Below are 13069 nucleotides of genomic sequence, written 5' to 3'. Positions count from 1 at the left end.
CCGAAAGGAATTCACGGGTTCGGCTGCAAAGCGCTCGGTCCGAAGTTGACGGCGCCGATGGACCAGGAGGAATGCCAGGGGCGGGCTGGTTGAACGGGCCTAGTTCATCGTAGCATCATTCCGCGTGGCGGCGGCCATTGGAAGTTTGGGGCGAGATAGGCAGCCATGGCACTCAACGATAAGCGCCTTTGTGTATTCTGCGGCAAAGTGCCGAATACAAAGACGCGAGAGCACGTCGTGCCCTATTGGCTCCTCGAGGCGACGGGCGATCCAAAGCGGGTTGTGAACTTCGGACAGAACTACGCCAAGGGAAAGGAAATCATAAAATACTCTTGGTCCAACTTCGTCGCGCCTGCCTGCGATGACTGCAACAACAAGTTCGCGAGCCTGGAAGCGCGCATAAAGCCTGTCGTTGAAACGCTTATGCGCTGCGAAGCCCTAACCGTCGCCGACTACGTCGAGCTCCTGGACTGGCTCGACAAGGTGCGCATCGGAGCTTGGCTCGTTCGCCATATGATCGAGAACCACCCGATCGAGATAACGCCCAACTTCCACATCTCGGCTCGCATGGGCCAAAAGGACCGCATGGTCGCTGTGTATGTGTTCGATAGCGACAACCAGGGCATCAATCTGCTCGGAAGCGATAGCCTGATCTTCAACAGCATGCCGAGCTGCTACGGCCTCAGGATCAATAACATCCTGCTGCTGAATGCGTCGTCCGACTTCTTCTGCTCGAAAGGGTGCGGCCTGCCCTACCCCAAGAGCATGACCTATCTCGCCGACGGTCCGGATGCCGGGCGCCTGGCCCTCAACGACTTCGGGTACGAGAAGGAGATCAGCGACCCAATCACGGAACTGAAGCTCTTCAAGCCCGTCGTCTGGCTATATCAGCCGATCAAGCAGCCGACTGACGATCCTGCCTTCCAAGGCGGGTACCTGGGGCATTCGAACCTATTTGATTCGAGGATCGCAGAACGAACGCTTGGCGGTGCGGGCCGCTTTGGAGCGCTTTTCCGGCAGTACGCCGACCATATTGAAATGCTGGGCAATCCGGACACGCCCATCGACTTCGATACGGTGACGGGGGCTGACTCCGTCACGCAGAGCGAGATCGCCGCATCGGTTTACGACCTCCAGGTCAGCCTGTTCAGCTCGGTGCCCTACAAGGGCCAGCCGAGCGAATTCGACATGGCCTACCGTCAAGCAAAGCTGGACGATGCCGAGGCTCATGCAGCCAAGTACCGAGAGCGAAGCCCTGACCAGAATGACGGGCACGCAGACCAAGCCCTGGCTGAGAGCTAAGGCCTCTGCGAAACTGAGCGAGCGAGTGCCGAGCCCGGCGCCAATGTCACATAGGTTCCTTCCGGAGGACGACACTCGACTCGCCAATCCTTAGGCGGCCATCCTTCCTGGTTTAGATAAGCCTCCACGTCGGCTCGCTTGTAGAAATTGCTTGCCGTCGACGGCGGCGCGTACGCGGGCTGGAACCCAGCGGCTTCGAGACGATGCGCCAGATACCTTACGCTCGTTTTCAGCCTTTTCGCATACGGGCCGAGGTAAGTATGGACGCGGAAGAACTCGCACGCGACCTCCTTGTCGACCTCCCACGCGTGACCACCCCTTTTGGCAGCGATGGCGCCGATCTTCAGAAGCCCGGCAGCATCCTCTCCACTGACACCATACGTTCTGATGATGTCGCCAGCGGTCATGGTTTCGGAGGTAGCTATACGGCGGGCCGTCCGCTTCCCGGCGACATCGACAAGGATTGAGTTCAACCCTCTTTCTTCCTGAAGCACACCCACGGCTGCGATCGACCCCGTCAGGATTTCCGCCACAACATCGGCGATGCTGATCCCGAAAGATTTGGTGGCGAGCGGAATCGGCTTCCTCTGTCCGGTATCGGCCTCTGGCGTTACTGCGGACAGAAGTCGGCTCATCAATACCCGAGCCGTATCGGCGGGCATGAGCATATATGATGAACCTTTCTTGTCCAGGATCGGCTGAGGGATGACCCCCGCCTCGATCAATTGTCGCACGCGTTGCAGCCCTACGTTCAGCTCGTCGGCAACACTCTTGAACGTCACTGCTCCTCTCAGCGTGGATGCGATCTCCTCGATGACGCTTCGTTCGAAGCTTGCCGAGCGATCGAAGGCCCCCGTGGGCAAAAATCCTTTAGAATTGAGAATCCGCCTCATGCGCTCGTAATTCACACCGCAGATTGCGGCGGCCTCGATCAGGCCTACCCTCTGCCGGTCAACCGCGGCGCCAAAAAGCGTTGGCGTTTGCAGCTTGAGATGGCGCGCTGCGTGCGCCCGCACCTCGGTCGACAGGGCGCCCCGAAGGGATGCCGGTTCTTTATCTGCCAGCCAACGCGAGAAAGTGTGTCCGTAGACTCTATGCGACCCGAACTTTCCTTCCGGCACGACGGCTTCGGCCAGCTTGCTGTCCAAGAGCGCTCGAAAGGACGACGGAAAGCTTTCCACCCCCTCGTACCCCGCGTCGAGCAAGCGCCGGAATCCCATCTCGGTCTCAAGCGCGCGCCTCTTCGCCATGGGCCTGATGGAAAGGTGGCCCACATTTCTTAGGACCTCGATGACATCCAGCAGGGGAAGACGATCCAGAATCGGCACCCGCTTCGGGTCAACGCCCGTCAGCCTTCCGACGACATAGCGATCACTCGATCCCTCGTCTCCAACGAGGCTCACCGACGCAGCCTCAGCCAGAGGGCGGCCGCAATTGCAGCGACTGAAGACGACTTGGCGCTTCCAATGGATCTCCGAGCCGCAGGAACAACGATCAACCAGGGCGACCCCGTGCCGTGGGCACGTGGTTACGATGGTCAGGTCCCACCAGCCCAAATGGCAGCCATGCTCCGACAGACAGACGGAACACCACCGTCGGCGAGAGACCGTGAAGTCGTCGCGCCGAAACCGCTCGCGGAGCACGGTCGCATATTTCGGCCCGCCCCAGGGCGTAGATCGTTCCAGGGCTTTCGGATCGGCATGGCACAACCGCGCGATCTCAGCGACGTTGGCCTTGTCGACCGAAATCGGACCATATGCACCGAGATCGGCCAATCGCGCAGAGAACGTGCCCGGAAGGTTTTTCTCGATCGTTCGAGCCAGGAGACCGTAGGCTGGTTCCTCCACGTGGTGACGGAACCACAGGGGGTATGGCCAGAGTCGCGCCGCCCTTGCCGACGTTGGCTTAAATGGCTTCCTTTTCCTCGGTGTGACGGTCATCTTGAGAAACTCGGGCGCGGCAGGCGGCTCTTGCGCTTTGAAAGGCTTGTCGGCTCCGACTCATCCGAACCGGTGGTGAGCAGCTCCTCGGCGCCGTACCCGTTGGGCACGCGAAATTCGCCAACGAAGGGGTTCACCGTCACCCCCACGCGCTTGAGCACCTCGAATGCTTTCCGGAAGTGCTCGATCGTAATCGTCGCCGCCTCCGAACGCAGCGCGATGTCCGCCGCACGGCGCACCAGACGTGAGGTCAATCCGACCAGACCATAGGTAGCGTAGTTGATGCGCCTACCGAGGTCATCGCCGTCCAGTGGCGGACGGATCGAAAACATACCAAGGGACACCGTCTGATCGGCCAACTCGGCCAAATAGTCCAGGTAGTGGGCCTGTTCGGACTCCGAGAGCCAGTCATATCTTCGCATCTCGAACTCGTCGGCTTTTCGCCCGTCGAATTGCAGGTTCACCGCCAGCGCCTCGAGCGAGATGTCCAGACCGGCGAAGACGAACTGGCAGGCGTTCATGCTGAGAAAGTTCTTCAGGACGTCGGCGGCCGCATAGGAATAATTGTCGGTCTTGCGATCGACGACGTGCTGGAACTCGTCGAGGATCAGCAACTCCACCCTCTGCTCTCGGAGGTGACGTCCCACGTCGTCGATTAGCTCGAACACTTTGCGACTGCCGATCACCTGAACCTTCAAGGCTTTGAGGATTTCCCTCAACAAGGCATACGAGCCGCCCTGCGCAGGTGCCCGAACGTAGAGCACCGGTCGGATCCGCCCCCCTTCCCCTTTCCGCGTGGGGAACTGTCGCCTGAAAAATTTCAGGAGGTGGGATTTGCCGGCTCTCTCACGCCCCCTCAGCAGGAGGAACCCCGCCTCCGCGTCCAGATGCGGATCGAACCCCTGGTGAATCCGGGCAAGACTGCCCAACCCCTGTTTGAAGTGATGGTGCGGGATGACGACGCGCGCCAGATACCCCAGCTCTCTGGGTTTGACCGGGATATCGCCTTTTTCAAGAAGTCCGACCACAGCGGGAGGAAGCGGGGTCGGACCGAACTCATGCGCGTCACCCATCGATCGCCCCGAGTTTGCGACGCCCGCGCGGTGCATTTGCTTCGGCCAGGACACGGGTTCCCAATTCCTCGGTAGTCATTAACATGTCGTCCGCGCGACCAACATTGCCCGGCGAAGCTTCGGCCTTCTGGCCTTCGGACTCTCTGTCAGGCTTGCCGAGCTTCGGACCTTCGCTGGGCGCTCGCGTCTCCTCGACCTCCTCTTCCCGGAGGTCGAGGAGACGCTGCGACGCATCCCCGTCATAGGACTCGTTGAATTCGGTCAGGCGCTTCTGACCGACACCCAGGTATCGCGCGACCTTCACGTGTCCGCCGCTCGCCTTGCGATCTCCCAGAATTCGATCGGTGATGGCGTTGAGTTCGAGGCGCGCGTCGATGAGCTGGTTCACGGTGATGCGACCCATGGGTGCCTTCTCCTTCGCGTATTCCTTGATGACGAGGTGTTGGTGGAGCGTGAGGTTGCCGTCGGCGTAGTCCGGTTGCGTGCACCAAGCCTCGACGGCGATGGTGTTGCCCTTTCTCTCGGGGTCCTCGACGATGGCGTTGACAACGCTGATGTCCGCGTCGTCGAATTTCACGTCGACGTCGCGCAGGCGCCCCTCGTCCTGATCCTTGGCGAGCATCTTCCGAAGCGCACCGAGGCCGGGGGAGTTGTATTTCAGGCCGTTGATCCGGATACCCTGGTCATCGATCGTCCGGGTGTCCCAATGGCCGACGCAGAGCTGCATGTCCTTCGGACTGGGCGGTGGGATCACGGGCATCTTGGCCGCCAGGTCTTCCCAGGCTTGCGCCGGAGACTTGCCGAGGGCTTCATGCCGCTTTTGGTGGTAAATCTCGACGATCCAATAGGTGAGGATCAGGCGGAGCTCATCGAGCGTGAGCACCATGGTCCTGTCGTCGGGCAGGGTCTTCAGAGCCGGAACGAGGCCAAGGACGCGACCGACCTTGCCGTGTTTCAGCGTCCTGATGAAACGCTCGACCTTGCCCTTGAGCTTCGGCGCCCCCGGAATGAGCGGAAGCAAGTTCATTCCCAAGCGGAAGCATGCATCCCGCATCTGGCCGCTGATGAAGTCGGACCCGAGATCACACGGGATCAAGAAAGGTCGGCCGAACATTGGCCACCCGTGGGTGAGGACCGGAGTGCCGTCCGGCCGCTTCCCCGTCCACGAAAGGTCCTTCGGCATGACCGCGTGCTTCAGGCACTGCGCCACGGTCTCGCCGCTGGGTGGAAGGAAACCGATGTGCAGACCGATAACTGCCCGGCTGGCCGTGTCGAGGAGGACCGTGACCCACGGAAAGCCGAGCGGCAGGCGTTTGACGGCATCCACGATGAACAGGCCGAGACGAAAGTTATCGATTTCCGCTCGGTGGAGGAGCCGCCTCGACTGAGGCCCCTGCCCGGTCACGGCGAACATCTCCTTTCCGTCCTCGGCGCCATGAATCATGCAGGCGCGCTCGATGGCGGTCCTTCGGGCGATCGATCTACGCACGAAGTTGGCGGTGACGAGCCTCGCCCAGTCGATCGAGTCGTCCTCGCATCGCGGGATCATCGAGACGGTCTCGTATTCATCGGTGCCGATGATTTGCCGCCTGCGGGTGTAAACACTCAGGTCGGCCGGCAGCATCGACCTCGCAAGGCCGATAGCCGTATCGACCACCTCGGGAACGGAACCCTTTCCGGTGTAGTCTTGGTCGATGGCTGTCTCGATGGCATCGACTACGAAATCCGGCTTGCGACGATCGCGGTTCCCCTTGAACCTGTCGCGCGGCAGCAGCGAGGCCTGGTTGCGACCGGAACGCTTGTAAATCCGGCGATGGCGCCGAACCGTCGAGGTGCTCGGAATCTTTATTCCATTGGGAAGCTCGAGAGCGGCGGCGATCTCCGACCATGTGGCGGAAGCCGACGATCCATTCCGCCGGGAGGCTTCCGAAGTGTCCTCGAACGCCTCCACCAGCTTGAGCCTTCCGACTGCAAGGGCAGCATCCCCTTCCTTTCTAGCGGTGGCGACGTGCATCCCTTCGTATTTTGCCACCTCCACGACGGGGGCGTGCGCCGTCGTCGGGCCGATCACCAGCGAGCCGTCCGTCAGCTTCCCGGGAACCTCGGAGCCGCGGAGCACAAAGGGTTCCGTCGGGTTGCCCGGAGCGTCGACGGGTCGAACCCAGTGCCCTCGCGGCTCTAGCGAGACGGCATCGACGGTGACGGCGAGACCGTCGAGGGTGAGGCAGGTACCGCTCGGCAAATACAGGTTCGTCATGACACCCTCCAGATAATCGTGTCGGGGCCGACGGGGCGGCCATTCTCCATGCTGACGATCCGACGCCAGACCAGGTTCATCGCCGCGGCCAGGCAGCGCCCATAGGAGAGGCCCGTGCGCGCAGCGAGCGTGTCGACGGTTTCCCGGCTGCCGCCCGTGAGATTTTGGAGAACGTCGACGCGATCTGCCTCGGGCACGCTGCCACCTGCGCATTGGCAGACGACCTGCGCATTCCCAAGGCGGGGTTCGATCCGGATATGAAGTCGACCGAACACCACCATCCGACGCCCGGCAAGCTTGGCGGCCCGGCGGACCGGGCGCAGGCTATCCGCGACCTCCGCCTTGCTCTTCCCGGCCGACGGATCCACCTCGACGAGCAGGGGACCGTCGTCGAGAACGATCTCGAAGGAGGGAAAGTGATCCTGCCACGCTCGGCCGTCATGCCAGCGGACCGGTTCCGGCCGTGCCCGCATTCGTTGAACGCGCGGGTCGACTTCCATCAGCGTGAGGAAATCGAGCTGGACGTCATTCCAGTAGTGGACCGTCATCCCCGAGCGATACGAGGTGAAGGTCCCAGGCGTGGTCCAACGTCCCTCGGGCTTCATGTGAGCGGGATCGGGTGTTCGGTTGCGGTGGGGGATGTCGGTTCTGCGCAGGCCGAGACCAGGCTTTTCGATCCGCGGTGAGGCTGGGCGGCGGCGCGTCATTGCCTACCTCCCGCGCTCTGGCGTCGGCAGCGTCGTGGGCGCCCGTCGGAGATCGTCTTGGTTTCGCGGATTCCCACTGAAACCACCGTCCTGGTGAGCGCGTCCATGACCGCCCGCACGATGAGGCTCTTGCCTTCGGGGGTCAGAAAGTCCGGTCCGTCGTCAGTAATAATGTGCTGCGGGATCGCAGCGTTATGGCTGTTCATGGTTGCTTCGCTTCGGTCGGCGTCGGACGGCCTCGCTAGCCGTTGGACGCAAGGGATCGTTCCGGCGGACGGATCCGCAGGTTGCTCTCGTCGGGAGCGGAACGCGCTCCGGCGCGTCCGGTCAGGGAAGTCCTATCGGTCGCCTCGGGACCGCTTCGAGCGGTGCGGGGGACCCGGTAAAATGGCGAGGCCACTGCTTCGTCGACGAGGGCGCGCAAAAGCCCTTGCGTTTTCGGGAGTTCCGGAAGAACGTCACGAAATCGGTGGTGCCCAAGCCGACGGTTCCCGTCACCTGGCTCCATTGTAAAAACGGGCAAGCGTTTTTCTTCTCGTCCGGCAAGGGTTGGCTTTCTGACCTTGGCCCTGTCGGAACGATGCTCCGCTTTGCGGTTGTGATCGGGCTCGGTCGGGTGCTTCTACACTCGTCCGGGCTCGATCCGTTTTGCGATGTGCACCTCCTTCGCGCATTCTGGATGCTCTGACGGGCGTTCAGCAGCGATGACGACGCGAAGGGAAGCGTATCCCCGGGCTCCGGGCAAGCTCGCCAGCCCGACGTTGCCTCCGTAAGTCGCTCAAATCGGCGCCCTGCGATCACGGCCGAACTCTCTTGCCGGAGCACGACGCCTGGCGCCGAGAAGACGCGCGAGGGCGGCCGAGCGTCGACCGCCGGGCGATGACCCGCGCTCCAACTCATGGGATTCGCAAGGCCGGCTGGCGACCGGCCCCTTCGCCCCCCTGTCAACATTTCATCCGGCAATTGTTGACAGGCGCCCGCCCCCACCGTTCGAGCGATCGAACCGACGCAAGGACGCCCTCCCGGGAATCCTTGGAGGCGGGAATTGAATCCCGGAGGAGGACGACGACAAGATCGGGATTCGAGCCGCGAGCACGCCCCGCTCCCTCTCCGACGTTTCGACGGCAATCCGGTCATCGGGGTGCCCTCCCCGGGGCGGCGGCCGGGGCATGCGAATCCTTCGGATGAATCCCAGGATCGACGCCGCGCCGTCCGCACCGTGGGTTCAAGGTTCCGCTTCCCACCCGTCTCGCGACGACGACGGGCGCAGCCACCTCGCCGGAAGCCGACGAAGACTGGTCGGAGGGTCGGACCAAACCGCCCTCACCTGCGTCAACCCGCCGCAGGCCGCCAATACCTCTGGAAGAGTGAAATCCGGAGATTTCCGGCCCGATGGACTGAACTTGGAGCATGGATACGCCTGTCCTACAGCGGACCGGTCATGTCCCGCGTCCGCGTTCGACATCTCGGATGGAACGAGATCAGCGTATGGCTATGTGGAAGCTCGACGGGCGCACGGCCGCGAAGAGCGCTGGGCGCTCATTCCGACGGCTGAAGGCGATATGCTCGTGCATGGCGAGAACAAACAATGAACAAGACGCGACGTCAAGTTCATTTTTCATGCCTCTCCGGGAAGAGGTATCGCGCGGCGGATCGGACCGTTGTGGACGGAAACGGACCTGGCACTGCAATGTAGCTCTGTTCACGTTATATTCGCGTGAGTTTCCGCTGCCCTTCCGACCAGAGGATGATGAATGGCCGACCCGATCACTATCGCGACGCTGCTTCTCGCCGGCGCCACTGCGTGTGGCAACGCGCTGGTCGAGGAGATCACCAAGGAAGCCTACGGCAAGTTGAAGGAGAAGGTCGGATCGCTGTTCGGACAGCGCGCGTCGAACGCGATCGCCAAGCTGGAGAGCGAAGCGACCCGCGAGGAAGGGCAGCGCGATCTCGATCGTCACATGGGCAGTGAACTTGAACCGCAAGAGGCAATCGAACTTGAGCCTCTTATGCGTGCCCTGATCGAAGCGTTGGCTGCTGACAAGACCGCGAAAGAAGTCGTTCACGCCCGGATCGGTCTCGACCTCGACGTCGGCGGCGACGCGCTGCTGAAGGATATCCAAGGGGCCCGCGAGGTGGTCGTAAAGGCCAAGACAGCCGGCAATTTCACGCTCGAGGGCGTGAAGATGGATGGCGGGAAAGAGCCGGGAAAATAGTCGGCGCGCTCGACGGTCCGGATCGCGCGCCGGAACCGAATAAGGATCGAGACTCCCCCGTCATCGCCATTGATGCGACGGCGGGCGGAAACAACGTCTTCAATCTCACCGTAGAATGCGATGGCGGCGAGCTTCGAGCCGTTGCTGAGCAAACTCGGCGAATCCAAGAAGTTGCCTTGGCCAACCAGGCAATGCTCCAGGCGCTGCTGCAACGCGATCAATGCGTAGTGGCATTGACCACGGACGCCACGACAGCCATCGCCTCCGCACTCGAAAGGCACCTCGACGTCACGATCGACGGGTGCCGCGATACCCTCCTTCGGGGAAAACCGCGAGCAGCTCTCGCTGTTTTCGAGGCTCTTTTCGAGAAGCTTGAACCGGCAACATCGGACCGGATCCGTTTTCGGATCAAGGCCAACATGGGCCATTGCCTACTCGGCCTCGGACATGAGGACGCGGCGGCAGACATGCTCGACGAGGCCGTCGCGTTCGCCCCCGACGATCCGAAAGCGGTCGCCAACAAGGTACTGGCGCTGGCCCTTCGGCGAAATCACCAAGCTGCCTTCGACCTGGCTCGCGCGGAACTCGAGAAATCGCCGGACAATGACACACTGGCCTTCTATCTAATCCAGGCGGCCCAATTCCTTTCCGGTGTCTCCGATCCGCTTGCCTTCATCCCGGCTCCGCTCCACGAGACGAAAATCGTCCTGACCGGGCTTATCGACTTCAAGAGAAGCCGGAATGAGACGACCGAATGGTGGGAACTGGCCCATAGCGCATCATCGACCTTTCCGGATGACGATGCGCTGGCACAGCATGCCGCCGAGGCCACGCTCGATAGGATCGCGAGAGAGAGCAACCTGGGGGCATGGAAACTGACCGCGGCAATGCGCGAGGATGTCGCGAAGGCTCGGGACGTACTCGCCAAAGGCTGGAAGCGGGTCGAGGAATCCGAAGCGCCCGACCGCCCCGACCACCTAGCGCTCTGCGGCAACCTCGGCCTGGCGCAACACTTGGCCGGAGACTCGCCGGCCGCCATCGCGACGATCGAAGCCGGACTCCGATACGCTCCGGCAGATGAGCCGTTACTGGTTCGGCTCGCGCTCGTTTCATTCGAGAGCGGCGATGCGCAGCGAGCAAAATCCACGTTCGACAAGCTCCCCGATCAGGGAGAGGCCGTCCAAATCAAATGTCAGATCGCCGCGCGCACGGGCGACTGGGAATACCTTGCCAAGGTGGACCCAGAGCTGATTCAGGGATTGCCCGAAAGCGAGCGGGCGCCCTTCAGGACGTTGCTCGAAAGCGCCCGCCTCCTCAACGACCGCCCGCCAAACGCCCAAGAGCAGTTGCGGCAAATGATCGACAAGGCCGTCGGAAACGGCCGGTCATCGATTCTGCTCGCGAAATCCGCCCGAGACCTTGGGATGCTCGCGGAAGAGCTGGAAGCCTACGGCAATGCCATCTCCGCGGTCACGGACGAAACCCACATCTCCGGCCGGAGCATGATTGCCGATTATGCCTCACGGCGTGACGACGAGCAGGTCGTCGTGGCGATGCTGGACGGACACGTCTCGAGTGATATCGACAACGATGAACTTCGGATGCTCGCGCGGGCGTTCGCGCACATGCATCCTCCCACCCAGCGCGGGATCGAATTTTTCCACGAGCTTCCTCCGGCGATCCGCGAGCTCGAGCATTACCAGTCGTGCGAAGGCATTCTCCACTTTCAGCGCGGCAGCCTCGAGGATGCGGAACGCTGCTTTCGCGCCCGGCACCTGCAATCGCCAAGCGATCTCTGGGCGATCTTGTGTCTCTTCCAAACCTACGAACGAGCGGGGAAATCCCAAGAGATCTTCAGGCTCATGGAAGGGCTGTCGTCCGGCAATGTTCAGGGAACCGCCGATCAGCGGATGGGGTTCTCGCGTGCCTTGCTCCATGTCGGTCGTGACGCGGAAGCCCTTGCCCTCGGCTATGAGATGCTGCGGGCGAACCCGAACCTGCCCGATTTCCATCTCCGCTATATCGGCCTGATCATCGGTACGGGCAAGTCACCCGAGATACCGCAGCCGACGAAGGTGGACATCGGCTGCTGGGTGCTGGTCGACAACGAGGTCGGCGAGAAGCACGAGCTATTGATCGAACGAGGAGACGACCGCCCAGCCGACAACGTCTATTCGCCGTCCAACCCGCTGGTTCAGGCTCTGTTGGGGAAGGCCGTCGGTGACGAGTACGTGGCCGCAGGGGCCCTGGGAATGGTCCATAAGGGGCGTATTCTCGCGATCAAGCACCGCTATCTCCACGCGCTGCACGATGCCTTGGAGAACTTCAACCGCCGCTTCCCGGGACATCCCGGCTTGCGCCGCATCCTGACCTCCGGCAACGATATCTCGGAACTCCTCGACGTGGTTAAACGTCAGGGCGAGCATGTCGAGCAGCTTCTGAAGACCTACGCTGACAAGTCATTGCCAATGGCGTTCATCGCCCAGGGATGGCGCCATACGATGGCGTTCGCGGCAACGGTGAGAGCTTCGGGAGGCACCGTCTATGCATCGTTCGGAAATCTGGAGGAACGCCACGCAGCATTCGAGAATATCGCGCAGGCGAAAGGTGCGGTCCTCGACACGTTCACTTTCTGGACGGCGGCCGACCTCAATGCACTCGATGTCTTGAAGCTCATTTTCCCTCAACTTGCGGTTCCACGGTCAGTGGCTGACGACCTCGCCAGCCTGAAGCCGAATGTCGGCGCCGATGGGCAGGGCCGCATGGGCTACCGGGACGGGCAGTATTTCCTTCATCAGGAGCTTCGCGAGGACATTGAGGCGTTCGAGCGGGATATCGAAACTAAGCAGAATACCTTGGGCGAATATTGTGAGATTCTTCCGGTCGCAGCGCCGGGCGAACTACCCAATCTCGCTCGAGTTATACTGGAGGCTTTCGATAAGCAGGTCCTCGATCCATTGTTCCTGGCGAGCGAGCGCGGTTGGCTGCTGCTCTGTGAGGAACTTGGCTATAGAAAGATCGCGGCTCAAACATTTCCCGTGAAGACGGCGTGGCTTCAGGCGGTTTTTCTGTACGCCGCCGGCAAGGGGCTGATCACTGTCGGACGATATGCCGAGCTCGTCGCTGGGCTTGCGCGCCGAGGGCATTCGCATCTGGCCATCGACGCCAACGTATTGCTTCTCGCTCACTGGTCAGGTGAGGAAGGCCGCTTCAACGCTGTCGTTGATCACATCGGCACCAAGTACGCCGAGATAATCTCTCATCTGCAAGTGAGCATCGAGTTCCTCACCAAGGTGTGGAGGCGGCACAATCCGAATATCCGAGACCAAGCGGCCACGGGCAGACTTCTCGAGTGCCTCGTTCGCCATCGCCCTGGTGAGACTTTCGAAATCCTCGACCTCGTCACCGCAAAGGCTCCGGCTACCAAGCCCTATGTTGTGGGCTGGGCGAAGGGACACTTTCTGCCCTGGCCGAGACCGGTGGCGGGGAATGCCGCCACCGTGTCGTTGCAAACCAAGCCCCGCCGTCCTCGAAAGAAGGCGCGAGCGCGCCGAGGGTGAGCGCTCACGACTGT

The 13069-nt window shown here is 61.8% G+C and carries 8 protein-coding genes; 3 read left to right on the top strand and 5 right to left on the bottom strand.

The window, feature by feature from the left end:
* Positions 1–165 precede the first annotated feature (165 nt).
* Positions 166–1302 (top strand): HNH endonuclease, encoded by a 1137-nt coding sequence (locus AB4Z16_RS09835; protein ID WP_441511145.1) that lies wholly within the window; start codon positions 166–168, stop codon positions 1300–1302.
* Here AB4Z16_RS09835 and AB4Z16_RS09830 read toward each other — a convergent pair.
* The 5 genes from AB4Z16_RS09830 to AB4Z16_RS09810 all read right to left on the bottom strand — a co-directional run bounded on the left by AB4Z16_RS09830 (position 1299) and on the right by AB4Z16_RS09810 (position 7485).
* Positions 1299–3149: a TniQ family protein gene (locus tag AB4Z16_RS09830; protein ID WP_441511144.1), complete on the bottom strand. Its 1851-nt coding sequence runs from the start codon at positions 3147–3149 to the stop codon at positions 1299–1301. The two genes, AB4Z16_RS09835 and AB4Z16_RS09830, sit on opposite strands and share 4 nt — an antisense overlap.
* Positions 3150–3238: 89 nt before the next feature.
* Entirely contained in the window at positions 3239–4315 is a 1077-nt protein-coding gene (locus tag AB4Z16_RS09825; protein ID WP_441511143.1) for a TniB family NTP-binding protein, read from the bottom strand.
* Positions 4308–6572: a hypothetical protein gene (locus AB4Z16_RS09820; protein ID WP_441511142.1), complete on the bottom strand. Its 2265-nt coding sequence runs from the start codon at positions 6570–6572 to the stop codon at positions 4308–4310. Before AB4Z16_RS09820 ends, AB4Z16_RS09825 begins: the two co-directional genes overlap by 8 nt.
* Positions 6569–7279: a hypothetical protein gene (locus tag AB4Z16_RS09815; RefSeq protein ID WP_441511141.1), complete on the bottom strand. Its 711-nt coding sequence runs from the start codon at positions 7277–7279 to the stop codon at positions 6569–6571. Before AB4Z16_RS09815 ends, AB4Z16_RS09820 begins: the two co-directional genes overlap by 4 nt.
* On the bottom strand, positions 7276–7485 hold the full coding sequence (locus AB4Z16_RS09810) for a hypothetical protein (protein WP_441511140.1): 210 nt from the start codon (positions 7483–7485) through the stop codon (positions 7276–7278). The genes AB4Z16_RS09815 and AB4Z16_RS09810 overlap by 4 nt, the downstream gene beginning before the upstream one ends.
* Before the next feature lie 1548 nt (positions 7486–9033).
* On the opposite strand from AB4Z16_RS09810, the gene AB4Z16_RS09805 reads away from it, so the two are divergent.
* Positions 9034–9495 (top strand): hypothetical protein, encoded by a 462-nt coding sequence (locus AB4Z16_RS09805; protein WP_441511139.1) that lies wholly within the window; start codon positions 9034–9036, stop codon positions 9493–9495.
* A gap of 176 nt (positions 9496–9671) precedes the next feature.
* Positions 9672–13055 carry a PIN domain-containing protein gene (locus AB4Z16_RS09800; protein WP_441511138.1) on the top strand — a complete coding sequence of 1128 codons (3384 nt, stop codon included), beginning with the start codon at positions 9672–9674 and terminating at the stop codon, positions 13053–13055.
* Positions 13056–13069 lie beyond the last annotated feature (14 nt).

It is taken from the genome of Allobosea sp. TAF32 (assembly GCF_052113585.1).
Taxonomy (GTDB): Bacteria; Pseudomonadota; Alphaproteobacteria; order Rhizobiales; family Beijerinckiaceae; genus Allobosea.
Note: the sequence above shows the minus strand (reverse complement) of the source record. Positions and strands in the feature narration are given on the sequence as shown.

Bases quoted from the DNA above. Each gene is read 5' to 3' on its own strand.
- AB4Z16_RS09810 (WP_441511140.1), bottom strand. From the start codon at position 7,485: ATGAACAGCCATAACGCTGCGATCCCGCAGCACATTATTACTGACGAC.
- AB4Z16_RS09835 (WP_441511145.1), top strand. From the start codon at position 166: ATGGCACTCAACGATAAGCGCCTTTGTGTATTCTGCGGCAAAGTGCCG.
- AB4Z16_RS09820 (WP_441511142.1), bottom strand. From the start codon at position 6,572: ATGACGAACCTGTATTTGCCGAGCGGTACCTGCCTCACCCTCGACGGT.
- AB4Z16_RS09805 (WP_441511139.1), top strand. From the start codon at position 9,034: ATGGCCGACCCGATCACTATCGCGACGCTGCTTCTCGCCGGCGCCACT.
- AB4Z16_RS09825 (WP_441511143.1), bottom strand. From the start codon at position 4,315: ATGGGTGACGCGCATGAGTTCGGTCCGACCCCGCTTCCTCCCGCTGTG.
- AB4Z16_RS09815 (WP_441511141.1), bottom strand. From the start codon at position 7,279: ATGACGCGCCGCCGCCCAGCCTCACCGCGGATCGAAAAGCCTGGTCTC.